Raw genomic sequence first — 20,389 nt, forward strand, 5'->3', positions numbered from 1 at the left:
CGGCTTGTGGTAGTAATTGTTCATAGTTCAGCAGCATCGTGTGCTTTCCTCGTAGCTCTTTAAAAGAAACGTTTGAAAGAATGACTCTTATAAAAGAGGGAGTACGAGGCGCTTGAGAACACTAAACAAACACGTGGTAAGCGTTTACCCAGTTATCCAAGTAAGTCATGCTCCCTCATCTTTTCTCTGTCAAGAGAAGACACTCATTAATACAGATACGGATGCTATAGTGCATCAATGACCTGGTGCATAGTTTTTAATTAGTCGTCGATGGTCGGTTTAGCCTTTAGATGATGCCTGTACAAAAAGATAATAGCTAGTAGAGCACCGGTTAGACCGCCACCAAAATGAGTGTACGATGCAAGGTCTAACCATGGATTTGTCGAAAGATTTTGGTATGCACCCAAGATCTGTGAAAGTATTACCAAGACGAGAAGACCTAGTTTGAATTTGACTTTGCTGAACCGTCCAAGATTAGTTAGTAAGAATACTATTGTCGCAAAGAAGAACAAACCCTCAATAGCCGTGGACATGCCAATACTCCCATCTGTGTATCCGAATGTCGTCAAAAATGACCAAATGTGACCGTTTAATTTGTACAGACGGGTAATGAAGATGTCTGCCAATAAGTTTCCAATAACCCCGGAAAAGAAAAGCACCATCAAATATTGAAGTCTGGTGATACTGGCAGAGATGATCCACGTTAGAAGTGCTAATGGGATCATATTTCCTGCAAAGTGGAAAATGTCTTGATGTAAAAAAAGAGCAGTAAATAATCGGTAATACTGCCCCGAAAGAACTTCAGTAGGAGAGTTGCCACAGTTTGCAGCCAAGAAAACCGATATAGAGGAACTGAAAAACTCCAGATATATCATTCCGGAACAGATGCCTATAATCCAGAAAAGGGGGCTTGTAAGTATAAGTATTGCTTTATTTTTCGGTTTTCTCATACTTGTTCACACCTTCTTTCAGCTTTTCATTGGCATACGTTGTAGACGAAAATAGAAGCTAGCCGTCTACCTTTTTGAGATTGCGTCAGGCTTCTTTGTTTGCTTAAGTTTGAGCTTTAGGGGGTTGATCTACTCGTTAGTTTCCGCTTTGAAAAATAGAGGTAAAGTATTCCCAAAATTCCGCCGACCAATCCTCCGCCGAAGTGTACGTAAGCGGTTAGTGTGAACCACTGGCCCGCAATAAAGCCTAGAATCACGGAAAGAAACCCGATAAAAGACACCAAGGTGAGGGCAACTAGTCTGAATATTCTTTTAGGAACGTCTTTTGTTCCTATAAACGCAAAGGTGAGAAAAGTAAAAGTGAATAATCCTGTTATGGAAGTAGAGAACCCGACAATTCCATATGAATAGCCTATCGTCGTTAGAAATTCCCAGTAGTTGCCATTTGAATTATTCAAAAAGGTGATGAACAGGTCTGCTAATAGATTTCCAAATATACCCGAAAGAAATAAGACTATTAAATATAGACCTTTGCCAATTATTGGGGAAATAATCCAAGTCAATACAACTAATAGTATCATATTGGAGATCAGGTGGGAGATGCCAGTGTGAAGAAACAAGGAGGATAGTAACCTGTAATATTGACCAGACAATACAAGAGCAGGGACATTTGTTGCAAAATTGCTTATCAAAAAGGCGTTAAATGAGCTGCTTTCTTCTATATAGGTGATACTGGAACAAAAAAGAACAATCCAGAAAAGTGGACTTAAGATTATGCGGCGCATAAGTTGTATGGCTTGCTTCATCATAGCTATCTCCTGTAAGTAAAGGTCTGAAGACGTTGTTATAACTAAAAAGCAGAATGGACATTTTTTTATACAGGGCAACTCAGGTTTTTTAAAATCTTGTGGAATCAATGAACCATAAATTTCCAGAGCAACACACGTAGGGGATGAAGAATAGCATCAAGCCAGTAGCGCTCATGGGAGTGTTACTTCCAGCATTATAAAGCTGAGTAGGCTGAATTCTGCCTGTTTCTTTGCTTCATCAATGGATAAGATGCTGAAGTCTTCAATTTTTTCGTAGGTTTAATAATAATACCAATTATAATTGTGGCTCTTGGCGGCAGGATACAGCGCTTTTTTAGCAAAGTCAAGAATTATTAATCGTTGAGGTCCTCCTTTTTAAGGGGCTAATTCACCAATAAATAATTTCTGAAATAATGCTGAATTAGCATACGCCTACAGTGCTAGAATCATGATATATTCAGCAACTGATCCGTTAAAACCTTCATTAAGTTTTCATATCGGTGATAATAGAAGCTTCCATAGCTAAGTAATGAATTCTATTATGTCGTTAAGGAGCACCATGAGCGCCAAGGCTACTTTCTTTTGGCGCTGTAGAACCATGTAGACGTGCTGCTATTGTGGCCACCAATCCTAGTAGTAGACCAACCACACTTCCAGCTATGTGACTATAATCGCTCAAGTTGAACGGATCTCCGCCTAAGAATGGATATGCCCAAGGGATTAAGCCGACAAATAACCAAAACGTAAGGTTGAAAAGATCAGCTTTGCTTTTAACTCGATCTTTTTGCGTAATAATATACCGCACTAGTGTATAAAACAGAAGACCGAATAAAGCGGTGGACATGCCCACTACATAGCCATTTGCTCCGTCACTCGTCAAATAACTTGGAATCGTCATCTGGCTGTTAACCAAGTAAATAATGAACGTATTTGCTAACAGGTTACCAACCATACCACTGATGATGAAGATAATCAGAAACTCACTGTATGTCGTTACTTTTCGAGTAACAAGACTAAGCACTATAAGCATGATGCTGTTAGAAATTAATTCCGGAAAGCCGTAGTTGCTTAAGAATAAACATGTTAAAGCACGATACCATTGTATAGGCGAGGACATCGTGATGTTTGGAACGTTGGTAAAGTTTGCGATGCTGAATTCATTAAAATCGTTAAGACGGGTAGTGAGCCCAAACACTAACCACGCAATAACAAGAATTAGAAGTGCAGGATTGGCAACAGTTTTCTTCGTCATTCTTTAAGGCTTCCTCTCTAAGCTGATCTATTCGGCTCGTTAAATTCTCGCATTCAGCATAGCGGTTGACAACTTAGTCAAACAGCTTTGCACGCGTTGTGTTAACTCGCCAATCTGTTCTTCGACGTGAAATTAATCATCTCAACGGCGATGTTGGGACGCTCAACTTACGCGCTCTCTAGTTCTAAAGTCCAGTGACTTTATTTCATAAATGAGGTATATTAAATGCGGAGAAGTTATGTAAGATGTTAATGTTTTAGTGGAGGATAAGATGAAAAAGGCATGGGTTTACGGCTTAGCTGCCATGCTTGGCTTGGGTGTATCAACGGTGATTGGTAATCAGGCGTTGACGTTTGCAGCTTCAGCGCCACCAGTTGCGGTACAGGCATCAGCACCAAGTTGCAGTAGCACACAACCAAAAGAAGACAGCGTGAAGACAACGGAAGACGCCACCGAAAAGACGACCGATGATCAGCAACCGGTCATCACAGTAGCTGACACGGATGAACCGACTGACAGCAAGGAAGCTTCAAAAAGTTCCGTGGTGACTTCTGACAGTCAGGACGACAAAAAGTCATCCACAAGCACCGAAGCAATCAGCGGGGGCTCAGTACCAAGCAGCAAAGTATCGGAAACATCGGCAGACAAGCCAAGCAAGGTTTCCGAAAAAACAGTCAGTTCAACACCGACGATTAAAACCGAGCAGGAAGTCAATTCGCTGGCCAGTCAGTCAGTGACAAAGCCGACAGCAGAAGAACAAAAAGAACAGGCTGTGGTTGCAGTAGCGCAAGCGGCAACGCACGATGACGTTAAAGTTGACCACGCGGTGCCGGTTGCTTCCAGTGATGGCAACTACTTTAAGCCATCTACATCAAATCGGAAACATCCACGTACCGCTGTCGAACTCATTTGGCAGGCGTTGATCGACACGTTTTCCCAGCGGCAGCAATGTCCAAGCAATATCAGTGACCGGCTGGTTGTCCATGAACCGACCGACGATCAGGGTATTGTCAAAACATCATTGGCGCTCATGACCAAAGAGCTCCACAAGACGTTTTCTGTCAAGGAACTAGCGCAAAATTTTCAAAAGGATATTCTGACGCCAGCGAATCGAACGATCAAAGATGTCATCGGTTTACTTAATCAGGTTCTACTGAAGCACCTGATCAATGCCGATTATCGGTGAATCTTTGCTAGGCTATAATATAGAAGAAAACGTATAAAAATAAAGGTGCCGATCGCGCAAAACGTGATCGGTACCTTTTCGATTGCGACGAAACGTCTGATCAAGCAGCTTTTGGGTAGCTGGCTTTTGGGATGATCAGTAAGAGCATTGCCGCTTAATTTTGTTCAGCTTGAACCTTGGCTAAAGCCGTTGCCCGCCGTGTTTTAACGGTGTGGGCGACCAAGCCGATAACCAGACCGACAGCAGCCGGAACCAACCAGCCCAGACCCATTGCGGCGAATGGCAGGTAATGTAATTGGAAACTGTGCAAAGCCAGGCCAACTGCGCTTTGGCTCACAACTGCCGGGAATGCAGCAAACATGTCCAAAACAGCCGGTACTGCGGTGAAGGCAACGACGACGCGGTAAACGACCGGATCGTGATGGAAGGCTTTGCCGAAAACAGACATGAGGATGAGGACCATTGAGAATGGATATAGGAACATCAACATTGGCACGGACCAAGCGATGATTTGTTCAAGTCCGAAGTTAGCGGTCAGGAAGGACAGAAAACTCGTCAGTGCCAGCCATGCCCGATAACTAACCTTAGGAAAATGCCGGTGGAAGTCTTGCGCGAATGCGGCAACTAAGCCCACAGCAGTTGTCAGGCAGGTCAGCGTTAGCAAGGTAGCTAAAACCGCGTGGCCAGCGGTACCAAAGTAATAAGTGACCACCTGATTGAAGGCAGTGCCACCTTCAGGACTCAGTTTGAAATGTGCCAGTGACATACTGCCAAGCACGATCAATGCAACATAGATCAAACCGATAAAACTGGTTGCCATGACGCCGGCCTTGGCGGTTGCTTTGGCGACATGGTCATCATTTTTCAGCCCCAAGCCGCGAACCGCCGTGACAACGGTGACCCCGAATGCTAACGCAGCAAGTGCATCCATCGTGTTATAGCCTTGCAGGAAGCCATTCATAAAGCTGCCGTTTTTGTATGCGGCGGTGACGGTTTGCGCAGCCGGATTGCCCATTGGATGCAGGTAGCCGACGAAGAAGACGAAGAATAAGAGCACTAGAAAAATCGGGTTCAAAACTTTACCGACAGCCGTGGTGATCTTCCGTTCCTTATAGGACAGGAAGAACGCTGCGCCGAAGAACAAGGCGGAGAAAACAAGGAGGCCACCTTGCTGCCAGTCTTTTGGCAACATTGGTAAAACGCCGGTGGTGAATGAGACGGTCGCAGTCCGCGGGGTGCCGAACATAGGACCGATCGTTGCGTGGATCAGCACCATGAAGACGAGGGCAAAGACGCCACCAAGCGGTCGTCCGATATCATAAACGCCTTCCGCATGCGTGGCGGCGATGGCTAAAACGCCTAGTAGCGGCAATGCAACCGCGGTGACTAAAAAGCCCAGCATGGCCGGGAACCAGTTAGCCCCAGCGAGTTGACCAAGGTGTAATGGGAAAATTAGATTGCCGGCGCCAAAGAAGAGGCCGAACAAAAGTGATGCAATGACGACATAATCGCGGGTTGAAAGTTTTTTTTCAGGTAATTCCATTTGAGTTCCTCCAATAAGTTTAAGTCAGGCGTTAATTCATTCATAAAGCGACTAATGTGGGTAATGTCAGATTCCAATTGCATCACATCCTTAATTGGTTTGTTGATCTAGTTGCTACGCGAAAATGCGGACAGATTACGGAGATACAAAAAGTCGCCCTTAGATTTAATCTAAGGGCGACTTTGCGCGGTACCACCTTAATTCACCAAAGCATAGAGCCTTGGCCTTCATCGCATACGGTCCGTAGACGATATGCTAGCACTGTAATGGGTGCTCCCATGACACGTTACTGAAGGTTCGGTGTCCTGCTTGAAAGGGATCTTCATCATGTCCTGAATGCTTCCTCACACCAACCGAAGCTCGCTGAATCCATGAACATCACTACTTGTCTTTCGCGTTGCATTTGTATTTGATTATGAGTTTAACACGCTTTGCTTCCTTGTCAACAACTAATCTAAATTTAATGTTGCTAGCTGGGTCAAAGAAAAACTCGGTGGCATTCAAAATAGTGCTCGGTAAATCTCGTGCGAAGCGAAAATTATAATTTTTATATAATGCAATCAATAGATAGCTTTGGTAAAAGTTCATTGGTGCACAAATTATACTGGTTAACCGACGTTCAAAATGACCACCACAAAAAATATCTTTTAATGGGTTTAATAACGCTGATTTGATGAACTGGTTAAAAACAAATTGCTAATGTTGCTTATAAACTCACGTTAATGTAAATGGCCTAATTTTATAAAAAACAAAATTTCAAAAATTCCGTAATATTGCCCGTCTGACGGGGCTGATTGGCTGATCGTATTGTTTGATTACCGATTCGGCAAGGTGCTATATTGATATTAGTAACACAGGTAAAGAAACTTTTCACAACACCCATGGAGGTAAAATCGATGAGGAAAATTAATTATATTGTAACTGGTATTTCGGCTTTGACGTTGGCAGGTTGTCTGGTACCAACAGGAAGTGTGTTTGCTGCAAATGACACAAAGACTTCTGTGGCAGAAGTTAATATCCTTCCTGGTGATATTAACTTGGACAAGGTGCCTGATCTTCACTTTGGCACAATCAACATCGGTCAGATCACGGCAGGCAACGTTGATCTAAAGCTTGATAACAATACGATTGACGCAACAGGTCCGGTTAAAGACGGTACCAATGCCATGGACGGTAATGCTGACGGCGAACTAACTGTGTCTGATAATCGTGGTACCAGTGCAGGTTGGGCTCTGACCGCCCAATTAGGCGATATGAAAGACTCTGCCGGTAGAACGTTGAATGGGTCACTGACACTCAAAACTGCTGACGTCACGACAGATAACCCGACCCTCAATGCCGTTAACCCAACAGCTGGAACGACCCTTGATTTCGGTGGCGGTTCACTTCCGATCTGGAAGGCTGATGCTTTGGCAACAGGCACAAATGGGCAAGGGCAAGGTAAGAACACAGCCTTATTAAAGAAGGGCAGTGAAACGGTTCTTCACCTTCTCAAAGATCCAACAGCAAGCGCCGGCCGATACCAAGCAGCAATTACTTGGACGCTGGCTGATGCACCTTTGTAATTTAGTGTTCAAGCTAAAGGGCGGCGGGGCATCCGCTGTCCTTTTTTGGCAAATTGCCGCGTTTTCCGGCGCAGGAGCTTGCGTGTAAGGACCTTGGCCGCAATGACCAAGTTCGGGTCATCACGCCCAAGGCCGCTTACACTCCAGCTCCTAAGCGCGCCAGCTCACGCTCAGCTTATTAACGCGTTCACCGGCGCAAGAGCCTACGTATAAGGACCTTGGTCGCAATGGCCTAAGTTCGGGCCATCACGGCCAAGGCCGCTTATACTCCGGCTCCTAAGCGCGCCGGTTCACGCTCGGAGAGGGGTAAGCATGAAACGAAAAATTCTATTTGGCCTTATTGCACTGCTGGGCATGTTTTGGCTTGGCAATCTGCATCAGGTTCAGGCGGCTGAAGGCGCAGGTTTCACGATTAGCCCCGCTCTGCCGCAAAATCAGATTGACAAATCCACGTATTTCAATTTACTGGTCAAACCAGGCGAAACGCAGCGATTGCTCATTTACGTGAAGAATACGAGTGATCAGGCCAAGAAGCTAAAGGTCAGCCCAGTCAGTGCGTTCACGCAAAATAACGGAACGTTAGGCTACTATCCTAATAACAAAAAGGACAACTCGGCCGAATACACATTTGCCCAGTTGGCAAGTGAGCCGCAGACCATCGACGTTCCAGCCAATGGCCAAGTGCCGGTGACTTTTGATGTCAAAATTCCGGAACAAGGCTTTACGGGCCAAATTCTCGGCAGTTTGTACGTTGAAGACCCGAATGTGCATAAAAGCGGCGGTGGCGGCATGGCGATTAATAACAAATTTGCCATGCTGATCGGGGTGGTTTTGCAAACTTCGGAAACCGAAGTGGCGCCTGATCTTAAGCTCATGCAGGTTAAGCCGGGCTTGCAGGACAACCAAGCAGGCGTATTAGCGACCATTCAAAACTTTAAGCCGCGACTGTTTGGTGACATGACGTTAGACGGTAAGGTGTACCGGCAGGGATCGAATGAACCTTATTTAACCCGACATGAAAAAGGCTGGTCGTTTGCCCCTAACTCACATTTTGACTATGCCATTTTTACCAAAGAGGCGCTCGCTCCCGGAACCTACACCTTGGATTTGACTGCCAAGGCTGTCGGGAAAACCTGGCATTGGCGCCGTAACTTCACGATTACCCGACAACAGTCGAACGCCATCGAAGAAAAACTAGGCCGGACACCGCAAAAAACACCTTGGGTATGGATCATCATTGCGATCATCCTTGCCGTGGTGATTCTGATCCTGCTTTGGCTTATTTGGCGGCAACGACAAGAGAGAGGAAGGGAGACTGATGGCGAAAAGAAAGCGTAACTTTTGGTTCTTGATGCTCATGATGGTCGGTCTCACGGCAGGCGGAGCCGCAGCCCATAAGGTGCACGCCGAAACATCAGTGGCGCAAGTCGAGCTCGTCGGCGAATTGCCGTCAACGGGACCGGATCCGACGCCACCACCGACCCCAAAACCCGATCCAAAACCCGACCCAGGAACCGATCCAAGCGGAAAGCCGAGCGGTGGTGATCCGAGTGATACGACCGACCCAACCGATCCGGCTGGCGCAACCGATCCATCCAATGCAGGCGATCCGCATGGTGATCAATATGGAAAAGGACGGTCAATTCTGGACTACAGCCGCCTCCCACAAACAGGGGACGCTGTTCAACCATGGCTGATCGTAATCGGCGTCGAAGTTCTGTTGATTGTTATCTTAAGTGCTGTGCTTGTGCATGGACGTTCGCGGCAAGGAGGTAAAAAATGAAGAAAAAGACTTTAATCATGATTTGCCTCGCCGCAGTGTTCAGCGTGATGCTTGGTCCAATACAATCCGCGGCGGCGGCAGCTACTTGGCCGGTTCCGAGCACTTATCCGTCACCGGGCGAAGGAAATTTTACGAGTTTGAACGGTGTTTTTTCACCAGTCAGCACGCAATCTCATATGATTTCAAATGGTCCAGATGAAGTTGGTCTTGAGCTGAATGCAAATATAGCAAGTCAGACAGGGAGCATTTGGAGTAACCACCCCTTTGTCGATTTAGATAAAAGTAGTTTTAAGTTGGACATGCGAATCTATTTGGGCAACACCACGAGTGGCGCGGATGGCCTTGCTTTTGCGCTGGCAGGGGATAGGCCAACCAAAGTGTTGTCAGGTGGCGCGTCACTCGGCATCTGGGGGATTACTGGTAAGAACGGTGGAAAGCCGATTGATATTGCTACAACCGGTTTGCCAAACAGTTTTGCAATCGTGGTTGACACCAAGAGAAGCCGTGATGGCCTGATTGTCACAACAGGTATGGATCAAAGGGTTAGTTACCCTTGGCCGAGTTCATCAGATCAATATATTGGCTCTGGGTATCCTGGCCAGGCAAGTATGTATGCAATCGGTTACCCCAATTATAAAACTGAGCTTGAATTCAATAACCCGGAATTTCCAAATGAAGCCAAAGTTTTAAGTGGTAAAATTACTAACGGCCTATGGCAGGATTTGAGTGTGGAGTGGCATAAGACTGCTACGGGTGGGAATTTGATTTATAGATTAAGCGGGACAGGTTTTAATACTGTCACGCGCTCACTCACATGGACCAATCAACAAATCAATGACATTTTTGGCTATAAGCGCCAGTTGTACCTGGGCTTCACAAGCGCCACAGGTGACGCCTTTGAACCGCACGTGGTCGCAATTAAGAGTTTGGCCGATTTTATCACCGTCAAGCCTGAGGTCACGTTAAAGCGTGAAGGTCAGGTCGTCGGAGAAACCACGATCCTGCAACCTGGCGATCAGTTAACCTATGATTACAATCTTAATGTCGATAATCTTGATGGTAGCCCTTGGCCAATGCCGACAATCACCTTACCAAAAGGCGAGTACTTTGATTATCTGAAAGCTGACGGAAAGCCGGCCCAACCTGGCGACGAGTTGGAAGTGACATTAACCGTTGACGGCGTCGCGGGTCCGAAAGTTAAAGCGATTGTTCAGGCTGATCAAAAGTCAGCCGTCATCACTAACATGCCGGAGTTACCAAAAAATAAAAACACGACGGTAACGTTTAGCTTACCCGCCCAGGTAAAGCTGTATAATCTCTCCGCTAATCAAGCTTTTAGTGATGATGCCGGAACCATCAATGGTGGCTCGCCAGCTAAGGATTACAAGTTGATCAATACGGCTGATAGCTCAAATAAGATTAAGTATGTCCTTGGTGCCCACACCGGCGACCTGTTTTTGACACATGTACCGGGATTCGTTTTCAAGAAGTATACGGGCGGGTTTAGCGATCCGACTGTCGCGGATATTATTCGCGGTATACCCGGAGACAATTCGCTGCCGTCAAGCCCCGAAGACTTCAAAAAGTGGTTGAACACGCTTGAAGGTGGCGGCACCGAGGACTATCTCGAAGTGCTTGATACCCGTCCCGATCAACCGGGGTGGCACCTGCAAATGAAGCTTTCACCGTTTAAACTGGACGGTGGCGATTATGTTCTAGGCGACAACGGCAGTCAAACCGGTGGTAAGGCCGAAATCGTGCTGATAGATTCAAACGGCACCAGTGAAGTTGCACGTGTGAAGGATAACAACGATACAGTGACCGTCAAAAACATGCCAAGTGGGGGCGGTACCTGGCAAATTGGTGATGGTGCGCAACATGCACAAGCTTTAATGACCGTTAAAGGGACACCATCCGTCCGCGCTGGAAAATACCACGCAACCGCCACATGGACCCTTGCAGACGCGCCAGAATGATGCATTAACGGACAAACAATTTCCTAAAACCGCAAAAATGAGTTGAACTATTCCGAAAATGAGAATATGATATGGACAATTCTTATTTTTAAATGTTGAGTTGTCAGGATTGCGGTTATAGAGGGGTCTGCTAATGAAAAAACATGTTACACGTTCTCATTTACTGCCGGTCGTAGTTTTGGGCACACTGGCCTTCCTGCTAGAGTTGCCCATTCACGTTTTGATTGCCAGTTTCACCGGCTTCCTTTAGTCGATACTGGTTCTGGTCAATCAACGAACAAAAAAGAGATGCTGAAAGTTTCGGGATTTTCCCTAGACTTTTAGCATCTCTTTTTGATGTTCAGGATTTCGATTTTTGCAAGAGTTGATGAATCAATCGTTTTTGCACGCTCTGAATTTTTTTGAACGGCAGCGCCTGCAACAAGGTGTTCAAGACAATGAGGAGGCCGCCGAGCCATTCTGCCGGACCAAAGGCGATGTGTAGGCGAGTGACGGCGAGGGTAGTGGCGGTTAACGGTTCAAACGCGCTTAACATGCCGGTTGCCACGGGTGATATGTAGTTGAGGCTGCCGAGTACCAGCAGATAAGCGAGCATGGTGCCGAAGATGACGACAAACCCAATCGCGCCTAGATCTGGTAACGTGAGCATTGGGTTAGGATGCAGCACGTACTGAGGCAAAAATGGTAAGCTGCCGAGCAACATGGACCAGCCCGTGACCGCCCGCGCATCATATTTGGCCAGCAAGGTTCGCGGCAGCAACGTATAAAGTGCCTGACTCACGCCGGCCATAATTCCCCAGAAGATAGCGGCAGGGGCGAGCTGTAAACTGGTGAGATGGCCGCGCGTGACGAGTAAATAGGTGCCGATCAGGGCTAAGGTGATGCTGATAAAATCGATCCGCCGCGGCATTTGCCGGGTTGTCAGCGCCATGTAAAGCAAAATAAATACTGGGCCTAAGAACTGCAAAATGGTTGCAGTTGCAGCATTGCCGGCATTAATGGCAAGAAAATAAGTCAACTGGGATGGCACCATGCCGAAGAAGGCAAACAAAATCATAAGACCAGCATCTCGCCGATTTTTCCAAAGGGCCAAAAACGATTGCGGATCGCGCAGAGCACTCCACAATACTAGTAACATCCCGGCAAAAAAGAGGCGAATACCCACAAGCCAAAGCGGCTTAACGCCGGCATTGGTAAAAAGCGTTTGCGTAAAAATACCGCTGGCACCCCAAAAAATGGCGCCAACAACGGCAAATGTAACACCTTTTATTTTTCGATTCGAATCGTTCGTAAGATGAGCTTCAGTGCGTGGCATAGCAGTATTCCTTTCAAATTAAGACATCCAGACTACTATACGCAAAAAGAACCTGGTTGGCTAGTTCGTGTTATTTTGATCAAACTTGACGTGTATGCATGCATGTCTGCCGGCATTTTGCTCGATAAATCCAAATCGCCCCTAAAGACAAATTGCGTCTCAAGGAGCGATTCCAGAGTGATGTTCATTTTTGGAATGTTAAGAGGTTATTCTGGCTCGGTGTTGATTCTTAATTCATAATGCAGATTGGTGCGATAAAAATGGCCTAGTAGCAAACCGAACGTCAAACCTAAGAGTGTCAAAGCCAGTGGGAAAATCCAGCCGGAAAGAAAGCCGCCAACGAAAATAACTATGGCCCCGATGATCATGCCGCCGATGATGCTGATCATACCGATCGAACCGCCGTGCACGTTGGCGTTAGCTGAATAAACGCTGGCAAATGGAAACTGTCCGCCAACCAGTGGCCAGCCCATAATTAACGTGATGCCATAGATGAGAACGATGATGGCAACGCCAGCCAGAAATGCATCCAAGCCGCCAATAGCGGTCGTGACGATCGTAATCAACACCAGTGGCAACAGGAATAAGCGGGCAAACATGGCCTTTACGACACCACGCAGTAATAATCCGTGTGTGGTAAATGGCACATATTGAAAAATCGCCATGGCTTGTGGTTGGCTTGAAAACCGCAGATTAACCAGCGCCGGTGCCAACGCGACAACGATTCCGATACCGGCATAAGCAACATAATGGCTCGCGTTTGTAAAACTCATCTGGCGTAATTCATTGCTGACGATGACCAAAGGCAAGATCAATCCATAAGCCAGCTGTGGATAAACGCGCAGCTTGTAGTCGCGTTCATTACCTAAAACGCGCCAACCTAAAGTGAAATAAGTCCGCTCTTCGCCTGGTCGCGTCATTAAGGCGCTGATGCCACGGAACCACCAACCGAGTTTGCGAGTTCGATCGTTGCCTTGATTTAATTTTTCCAAATAGGTTTCAAACGAACCGGAGAAATGGAGGAAGACTAGGGTCAAGACGATTGGCATCACAATACTTAAGCCAGCCAATGTCATACTTAAGGCGGTCACTTGTCCAGCAAACAACATTGGCAAGCCAGCAAACCATGAAGGAAATGCCGGTATGAAAATCCAATTAAACGAATCGCTAAGAGATAAACCAAAAAATGACATCGAGCGCGGCAGTATATTAGGTAATTGGCTGCCAACATAGATCCCGATCATTAGCAAAATCTGTACCAGGTTTAACATGTTTCGCAAACGCTCGCCATCAAAGAATCGCAAAACTAGCAGGTAAACAAACAATGCCATCATCAGACTCAACACGCCGCTAAACACCAGCGCAATTAAGCCGCCAAGCGCTACCACTGGCCCATAATGCAAGCCGCTGATGATGATTCCCGGGCCACCCACGGCGAGCAGCGTCATCCCCAGATAGTAGCAAATGTTTAGAAGACGGGCAAAACTAAGCGTACGGTCATTGACGCCGCGTGCAGCAAAGACCGTGCGATCACGCGGATCCAGGATCAGGCTGGAGTAAGTGGTTAAAATGACTAGGAAACTGTTTAGAAGCTGGATCGTCATGAACATGGTAAAAGTTGTCAGGATGGAGGTAGGGATAAGCAGCACCAAACCTAAAATGGCGCCAACCAAAGCATTCCACAAGAAAGCATTTTTGAGGCGTGTTTCCTTCCGGCGTCTGTTGCTCCTAAACATGCTGCCTAAGCCGTTTGTTTCACGGGCGGCTAGCAAGCCTTTACTAGCAAGAATCAGCCGTAGTTGGTCAAACTGAATGCCGCGTTTTTCCAACGTCGGGCGGAGACGCGTCAACCATCCGAACGCTTTTGGTAACGGCAGAGCGGCTGAATCAGTTGTTTCAGAAACATCAGGAGTTGGTTTTTTAAGCATCTTCATGCGAGTCACCGCCTGTCACGATATCCACGAAGCTTTGGGCTTTTTGACCATGTTCCGCAAAACCGGTCAGATCATTGAAGAGCTGTTGCAAATTGGTGTCGGCTTCCTTGGCAATGGCTTTGAACGGCCCATCTGCCACCACTGTCCCGGCGTTTAAAACGATGATCCGGTCCGACAGTTTTTGGACAACATCAAGAATGTGACTGGAATAGAAGATCGTTTTGCCTTGATCGCGCAAGTCCTGAAGCACTTCTTCAATGACCAGCACAGTGTTAGCGTCAAGCCCGTTCAATGGTTCATCCCAGAATAAAATGTCCGGATTGTGCAGCAAACTGGCAATAATCAGAATCAGTTGCCGCATCCCTTTTGAATAGGATGAAATTCGCCGATCAAAAGCATCGCGCAAGTTAACCAGTTCCGCCAGCGCGAAGGCCTTTTGCTCGGCATCGGTGGCGCTCAAGCCGTAAAGCTGGCCAATGAGGCTCAGATATTCCCGAGCTGTTAACGCATCGAAAACATCGGCACTTTCCGGCACATAGCCGATTCGCCGTTTGTAACTGGGATCTTTAGGGCTAATCGGTTGGCCAAATAATTCGAGTGTGCCGTCATCTGGCTCAAGTAGGCCGAGCATCATCTTAACCGTTGTACTTTTGCCAGCACCGTTGGGACCGATGTAACCAACAATGCTGCCAGGGGTGATCGAGAAGTTAAGATCTTTCAATACTTCTTTGGGTCCGAAACTTTTTCGAATGTGACTGAGGGTCACGATGGGTTCTGTCATAAAAATGGCCTCCTCTTGACCGAGTTATCAACATACTGCGTTGGGCCGATTATGACAGAAAATATTATTGTTGTATAGGGAAATGCTTGTTGTATAACGCCGCTAAAAAAGCCCATAAAAAAACACCAAGCGTTCTGCTTAGTGTTAAACTAGTCTGCTGTTCGCCGGACTAGTCCAAAAGAAATTGCAATAAAAAAACGAAAGAAATTGTTCAGCTCGTGAACCGCTTGAAGAGCGGACGAAGGATAAAATACAATATCGGCACGATAAAGGCAGTTGCAATTGAGTTGATGACAGTTGCCGGAAGACTCAAAAAGGCGCCGACAATCGCGGTTTTAAAGATTGTCCCGACCATGAGTGCTTCAACGATGCCAGTGAGATAAGAGGTAACGATTTTCGTTAACCCGGCAACGATGCCAATGATAATGATGTTACGCGGCTGATCATCATGTTTAAACGCCTTGACAAGCGCACTGACAACGATTGCCATCACGATCGCTTCCAAGACTGTCAGCCAAGAGGTGGCGGCATAGCCATTTAGCAAGTCGAATCCACCCAAGCCAATCGCTGCTGCTAAGCCGCCTAGCCGTCCGCCTAAAAAGAGAATTGCCAGCACCATCAAGGGATTGCCAAAGTGAATAAACGGCCGACCAACCATCGCCGGAATCGGAATGCGCAATAGTGAAATCCCAATGTAAATAATTGCGGCGAATAAGCCGGTGAAAATGATGTTTTTCAAAGTGTTATGTGATGTTTGCATGTTTTAACCTCCAAAAATGAGCGTGAGCCCGCGCGGTCAGAAGCCGGAGTGTAAGTGGGCTTGGGCGGGATGGCCCGGGCTTAGGCCATTGCGACCAAGGTCCTTACATGCAGGCTTCTGCGCGGGGGAACGCGTTAAGATGAGCGTGAGTCCGCGCGGTCAGAAGCCGGCAGCACGCTAGCGTATTTGTATGATCTAAGGCAGTTGCTTACTCAATGCCGGAATCACCCCAGCGAGATTTAACCCGTATTTCGGATCAGCATCAGCAGCCAACGTGGCTTTAATTGCCAAGCGCGCGGCTACCATGGCAGTTGCCGCTGCTTGCCGCAAGCGCTGGCCTTTCAGCAAGCCAGTTGCCAAGGCCGCAGCGAAAAGATCGCCAGTGCCAAAATAATGCCCGGGTTCTTTTGGCTGGGCCAGTGCCAGCGTTTCTCCAGACGCATCTATCCCGACAACGGCAATCTGCTTATGGAACGGGACACCAGTGATTAAAACCGCATTGTGGAACTGGGCATGCAGCCGCTTGGCCAACGCCATCACGGCTGACGGTTCCGTCAGTGCCACCAATGGTTCGTCTAAAAGCAGTTGTGCTTCGGTGACGTTCGGCGTCAAGACCGTTGCGCGGTAGGCTAACTGCTGCAACGTTTCGACGTAGGCGGCATCAAAACCTTTATAAAGCTTGCCGTCATCTGCCATAACCGGATCGATCAGGACCAGCGGCGCGGAAAATTTTGGCAGCCAGCGTTGCCATTGAAGCGCGGCATTTTGGCCAAGATAGCCGAGATAAATGCCGTCGGGTTGCAGTTGCAGTCGTTGCCAATGGGTCAGAATTCCTGACATCTCGGAACTCAGGTCAAGATAAGTATTAGCGCCCAGACCGCCAGTGTGACTTGACAGTAAGGCGGTCGGCAACACATACGGCGTCAACCCCAGACCGGCCGCTAACGGCAAAGCCACGCCCATGGAAACCTGGCCGACACCGCACAAATCCTGACTAATGATCAGACTTTTCGTGTTCAAAGTATGAATCCTTTCTAAAAGTATAGGTGCTTAACAAAGAGCATGCGCAATTTTTAACGAACTGTCAATGAGCTTTTTTATATATTGGCACAAACTGCCTTCTGTGCAAACTAAAATGGCCCTGGCACCGCGCCGGGACCATTCATATTGAAGGTATCAAAATCAGTTAAGCATTCCGAATTGTCTTTGTCGCTGTGGCAATTCGTTTAACAACCGTGGGATTGTCCATGGTATAAATGTGGATGCCATCGACACCATGCACTAATAAATCAATAATTTGATCAATGGCATAAGCAATCCCCGCATCGCGCATGGCTTCTTTGTTGCCGGAAAAATGCTGCATCATGGCGACAAATTTTGGCGGTAAATTGACGCCAGCCATTGTCGCCATGCGTTCGATTTGATGCTCGTTGATCACTGGCATGATCCCGGCTTCGATGGGCACATGAATCCCCGCAAGCTCGGTCCGTTCGCGGAAGCGGTAGAAAACCTGATTGTCAAAGAAAAGTTGGCTAATCAACTGACTGGCTCCGGCATCGACTTTTTCCTTAAGGTGGCGGATGTCGCTGACCACATCTGGTGATTCGGGATGTTTTTCCGGGTAACAGGCTGCCACGACGTTGAAATCGCCGCGTTGGTGAATGTGCTCGATTAAATCGCAGGCATAAGGGAAGTCGTTGCTGACGCGGCCGCTTTTGGGAATATCACCGCGCAAGGCGAGAATGTTATCAATGCCGGCTTCTTGAAAACCGCGCAATTCTGCATCGACCTGCGCGCGGGTGAGCTGGGCAGCCGGTAAGTGGGCGACCGGTTCCAGATCAAACTCGTCTTTGATCAGCTTGGCAACCTCCAGCGTGCCCATGTGTGGCTTATTGCCATTCGCGCCGAATGTGACGGAGACAAAATCGGGATCGGCTTCTTTTACTGCATCAAGGGTGTTGAGAATTGGTGTCAGCGCAACGTTGCTGGCATTTTTGCGCGGGGGAAAGACTTCAAATGAAATGACTTGATGATCTTTAAAGCACTGGTTGATTTTCATGAGTGAGTTCCTTACGTACTTGTTTAGCCGCTGCAACCATGTTGATCAAGCTGGCCTTGGTTTCCGGGACGTCGCGCGTTTTAAGTCCGCAATCAGGGTTGATCCAAACATGATCAGCCGGCAACCGTTTCAGAATTTCGTGGATGATGTGAACGATTTCGTCTTTGGAAGGGATGCGCGGCGAGTGAATATCATAAACGCCGGGGCCAACATGGGTTTGGAAATGAGTGGCTTTGAGAATGTCCAAGAGGCTAAAATCGGAGCGCGCAGCTTCAAACGAAATCACATCGGCATCGAGGTTATCAATCGCCTTAATGATGTCGCCGAACTGCGAATAACACATATGCGTGTGGATCTGGGTCTCCGGTTTCACTTTGCTGGCAACGAGGCGGAAGGCCGGCACTGCCCAGTCTAGATACTTGGGATACCAGTCTTTCTTACGCAGCGGCAGATTTTCCCGTAACGCCGGCTCGTCGATTTGAATGATTTTGATGCCATGCTTTTCAAGATCCAGCACTTCATCTTCCAACGCCAGTGCAATCTGCTCAACGCTGGTTTTTTGGCTCAAATCTTCACGCGGGAACGACCAGTTGTAGATGGTGACCGGTCCGGTGAGCATGCCTTTGACGAGGTGATCGGTTTGACTTTGGGCAAAAACCGTTTCCGCCACTGTAATCGGCTTGGTGCGCACGACATCGCCCCAAATGATCGGAGGTTTCACACCGCGAGTCCCGTAACTTTGTACCCAGCCATTGTCGGTGAAGCGGAAGCCACCGAAGTTTTCGCCAAAATATTCAACCATGTCGTTGCGTTCAAATTCGCCGTGAACCAAAACATCCAAGCCGATTTTTTCCTGGAATCTGATCCAGTCGACTTCTTCTTGATGATTGAATGCCGTATATTCGGCTTCCGTAATTTCATGGCGGCGGAACTTAGCCCGATTGCGCCGAACTTCTGCGGTTTGCGGGAACGAGCCGATGGTGGTTGTCGGCAGTAGTGGCAGGTTGAATTCCTTAGCCTGAATCGCCAGCCGGGTTTTGCGATCAGGCGTCCGCTTATAGTCTTCCGGCGTTAGGGCAGCAATTTTGGCGTTTAAGGCTTTATTTTCCTCGTAACGTGGCTTGCTGAATAAGGCGACGTTGGCCTGATAAGCTTCATGATCGGCACCGGTATGAAAAATAGCGTCCAGTTCGTGCAACTCATTTAGTTTTTCTTCAGCGAAAGCCAAATATTGCTTTTCTTCCGGCTTGAGATGCGTTTCGTTGCGTAGGGTATAAGGGACGTGCAATAGCGATGTGGAGGTGCTCAACACAAGCTTGTCCGTGATGGTTGACAGCTGCTTAATCGTTGCCAAAGCATCAGCATAGTGCGTCCGCCAGATATTCTTGCCGTTGACAATACCGGCAAACAAGGTGACGTGCGCCGGGAAGCCGTGCTTTTTCAGCAGATCGAGGTTCGCATAGCCTTCCACAAAATCCAGGCCGAAGCCATCAAATGGCAGTTCGGAAATTTGTTCAAACGAATCGGTTAAATCACCGAAATAAGTCTGCACCAGAATTTTGGCGGTGTTCTTTTGCGCGAGAATCGGCGTATAAAGCCGTTCAAACAATGCCAAGTCAGCATCGGTCTGGTCATAAACCAGTGCCGGTTCATCAAGCTGAATCCATTCGGCACCGGCTGCGTGTAGCCGCTGAATGACCGTGCTATAAGCAGCGATTAAGTCGGCCACGAAGTCATCCGGAGTGACATCAATGAAGCGCGACAGTTTCAACAATGTGTACGGGCCGATTAAAGTCGGCCGCGCCGCGATGCCCAAATCCTTGGCTTCTTGATATTGTTCAAAAAGTTGCCAGTCCGTCACTTGAATGTGCGTGTCGTGGTCAAATTCGGGCACCAGATAGTGGTAATTGGTGTTGAACCATTTCTTCATGGCAAGTGCCTTAACATCACCGGCATCGCCTTGATAACCCCGCGCCTGGGCAAAATAGGTATCGAGAGGCGACAGGTTCAAGTCCAAATACCGCTTTGGCACAATATTCAAAAGGTTGGCAACATCCAAGGTGTTATCGAAGAAAGAAAAATCGCCGGTAGGAATTTGATCAATGCCCGCCGCCTGAATGGTTTCCCAGTGCTGCTGACGTAATGCTTTGGCTTTTTCCTGCAGCTCCTGTGCCGTAATCTGGTGCTTGAAATACTTCTGAGTGGCAAACTTTAATTCGCGATGTTCGCCAATTCGTGGATAGCCGATGATGGTTGTTGTCATAATAAAACCTCCTGTTTTAGGCATAATGTCAATCAGTCCAATGATGAATTGAAGAACACTTGCTAATGATCGAAATGAACTGTCGAAAGACGTGGCTTGTATTTGCACGCGGAGATGGAAACCAAAAAAGCCGTCCTTGACCCAGACAAAAAATGTCTAGGCCAAGGACGGCTTACCGTGGTACCACCTTGGTTTAAAAGTCGCTCACACGAC

The 20,389-nt window shown here is 47.5% G+C and carries 16 protein-coding genes and 1 other annotated feature; of the genes, 5 read left to right on the forward strand and 11 right to left on the reverse strand.

Features of this window, described 5'->3' with window-relative positions; all coding sequences use genetic code 11:
- Positions 1–260: 260 nt before the first annotated feature.
- From LHUE1_RS08375 to LHUE1_RS08385, 3 genes are all read right to left on the reverse strand, one after another.
- Positions 261–950, reverse strand: a complete 690-nt coding sequence (locus LHUE1_RS08375) for a rhomboid family intramembrane serine protease (RefSeq protein WP_049170856.1) — start codon at positions 948–950, stop codon at positions 261–263.
- A gap of 116 nt (positions 951–1,066) precedes the next feature.
- Entirely contained in the window at positions 1,067–1,759 is a 693-nt protein-coding gene (locus LHUE1_RS08380) for a rhomboid family intramembrane serine protease (protein WP_241484821.1), read from the reverse strand.
- Between the two features lie 547 nt (positions 1,760–2,306).
- A complete protein-coding gene (locus LHUE1_RS08385; protein WP_049170861.1) occupies positions 2,307–3,011 on the reverse strand; it encodes a rhomboid family intramembrane serine protease in 705 nt (234 codons plus the stop codon).
- Positions 3,012–3,282: 271 nt separating this feature from the next.
- Here LHUE1_RS08385 and LHUE1_RS08390 point away from each other — a divergent pair, with 271 nt between their 5' ends.
- Positions 3,283–4,197, forward strand: a complete 915-nt coding sequence (locus LHUE1_RS08390) for a hypothetical protein (protein WP_277848334.1) — start codon at positions 3,283–3,285, stop codon at positions 4,195–4,197.
- Positions 4,198–4,351: 154 nt separating this feature from the next.
- Here LHUE1_RS08390 and brnQ read toward each other — a convergent pair whose 3' ends face one another.
- A complete protein-coding gene (brnQ, locus tag LHUE1_RS08395; protein ID WP_049170865.1) occupies positions 4,352–5,740 on the reverse strand; it encodes a branched-chain amino acid transport system II carrier protein in 1,389 nt (462 codons plus the stop codon).
- 169 nt (positions 5,741–5,909) lie between these two features.
- Positions 5,910–6,147 (reverse strand) — a binding site (T-box leader).
- 489 nt (positions 6,148–6,636) lie between these two features.
- Between brnQ and LHUE1_RS08400 the strand changes: the two genes are divergently transcribed.
- The 4 genes from LHUE1_RS08400 to LHUE1_RS08415 all read left to right on the forward strand — a co-directional run bounded on the left by LHUE1_RS08400 (position 6,637) and on the right by LHUE1_RS08415 (position 11,064).
- The gene (locus LHUE1_RS08400; RefSeq protein ID WP_010491100.1) at positions 6,637–7,305 is read left to right on the forward strand and encodes a WxL domain-containing protein; all 669 of its coding nucleotides are present in this window, start codon (positions 6,637–6,639) and stop codon (positions 7,303–7,305) included.
- A 312-nt stretch (positions 7,306–7,617) separates the two neighbouring features.
- A complete protein-coding gene (locus tag LHUE1_RS08405; protein WP_049170869.1) occupies positions 7,618–8,643 on the forward strand; it encodes a DUF916 and DUF3324 domain-containing protein in 1,026 nt (341 codons plus the stop codon).
- Positions 8,624–9,088 carry an LPXTG cell wall anchor domain-containing protein gene (locus tag LHUE1_RS08410; protein ID WP_049170873.1) on the forward strand — a complete coding sequence of 155 codons (465 nt, stop codon included), beginning with the start codon at positions 8,624–8,626 and terminating at the stop codon, positions 9,086–9,088. The genes LHUE1_RS08405 and LHUE1_RS08410 overlap by 20 nt, the downstream gene beginning before the upstream one ends.
- On the forward strand, positions 9,085–11,064 hold the full coding sequence (locus LHUE1_RS08415; protein ID WP_049170877.1) for a WxL domain-containing protein: 1,980 nt from the start codon (positions 9,085–9,087) through the stop codon (positions 11,062–11,064). Before LHUE1_RS08410 ends, LHUE1_RS08415 begins: the two co-directional genes overlap by 4 nt.
- 340 nt (positions 11,065–11,404) lie before the next feature.
- Here the strand turns inward: LHUE1_RS08415 and LHUE1_RS08420 are convergent, their stop codons facing one another.
- The 7 genes from LHUE1_RS08420 to metE form a co-directional block, all read right to left on the reverse strand.
- Entirely contained in the window at positions 11,405–12,379 is a 975-nt protein-coding gene (locus LHUE1_RS08420) for an EamA family transporter (RefSeq protein WP_049170879.1), read from the reverse strand.
- 206 nt (positions 12,380–12,585) lie between these two features.
- Complete coding sequence (locus LHUE1_RS08425; RefSeq protein ID WP_049170882.1) at positions 12,586–14,313, reverse strand: hypothetical protein; 1,728 nt, start codon at positions 14,311–14,313, stop codon at positions 12,586–12,588.
- Entirely contained in the window at positions 14,300–15,094 is a 795-nt protein-coding gene (locus LHUE1_RS08430) for an ABC transporter ATP-binding protein (protein ID WP_277848333.1), read from the reverse strand. The genes LHUE1_RS08425 and LHUE1_RS08430 overlap by 14 nt, the downstream gene beginning before the upstream one ends.
- Positions 15,095–15,305: 211 nt before the next feature.
- Entirely contained in the window at positions 15,306–15,854 is a 549-nt protein-coding gene (locus LHUE1_RS08435) for an ECF transporter S component (protein ID WP_049170887.1), read from the reverse strand.
- Between the two features lie 195 nt (positions 15,855–16,049).
- Positions 16,050–16,874: a PfkB family carbohydrate kinase gene (locus LHUE1_RS08440; RefSeq protein ID WP_049170890.1), complete on the reverse strand. Its 825-nt coding sequence runs from the start codon at positions 16,872–16,874 to the stop codon at positions 16,050–16,052.
- A 166-nt stretch (positions 16,875–17,040) separates the two neighbouring features.
- On the reverse strand, positions 17,041–17,913 hold the full coding sequence (metF, locus tag LHUE1_RS08445) for a methylenetetrahydrofolate reductase [NAD(P)H] (RefSeq protein WP_010491119.1): 873 nt from the start codon (positions 17,911–17,913) through the stop codon (positions 17,041–17,043).
- Entirely contained in the window at positions 17,891–20,176 is a 2,286-nt protein-coding gene (gene metE, locus LHUE1_RS08450; RefSeq protein ID WP_049170895.1) for a 5-methyltetrahydropteroyltriglutamate--homocysteine S-methyltransferase, read from the reverse strand. The genes metF and metE overlap by 23 nt, the downstream gene beginning before the upstream one ends.
- Between the last annotated feature and the right edge of the window lie 213 nt (positions 20,177–20,389).

It is taken from the genome of Lacticaseibacillus huelsenbergensis (genome assembly GCF_029726355.1).
GTDB classification, from domain to species: Bacteria; Bacillota; Bacilli; order Lactobacillales; family Lactobacillaceae; genus Lacticaseibacillus; species Lacticaseibacillus casei.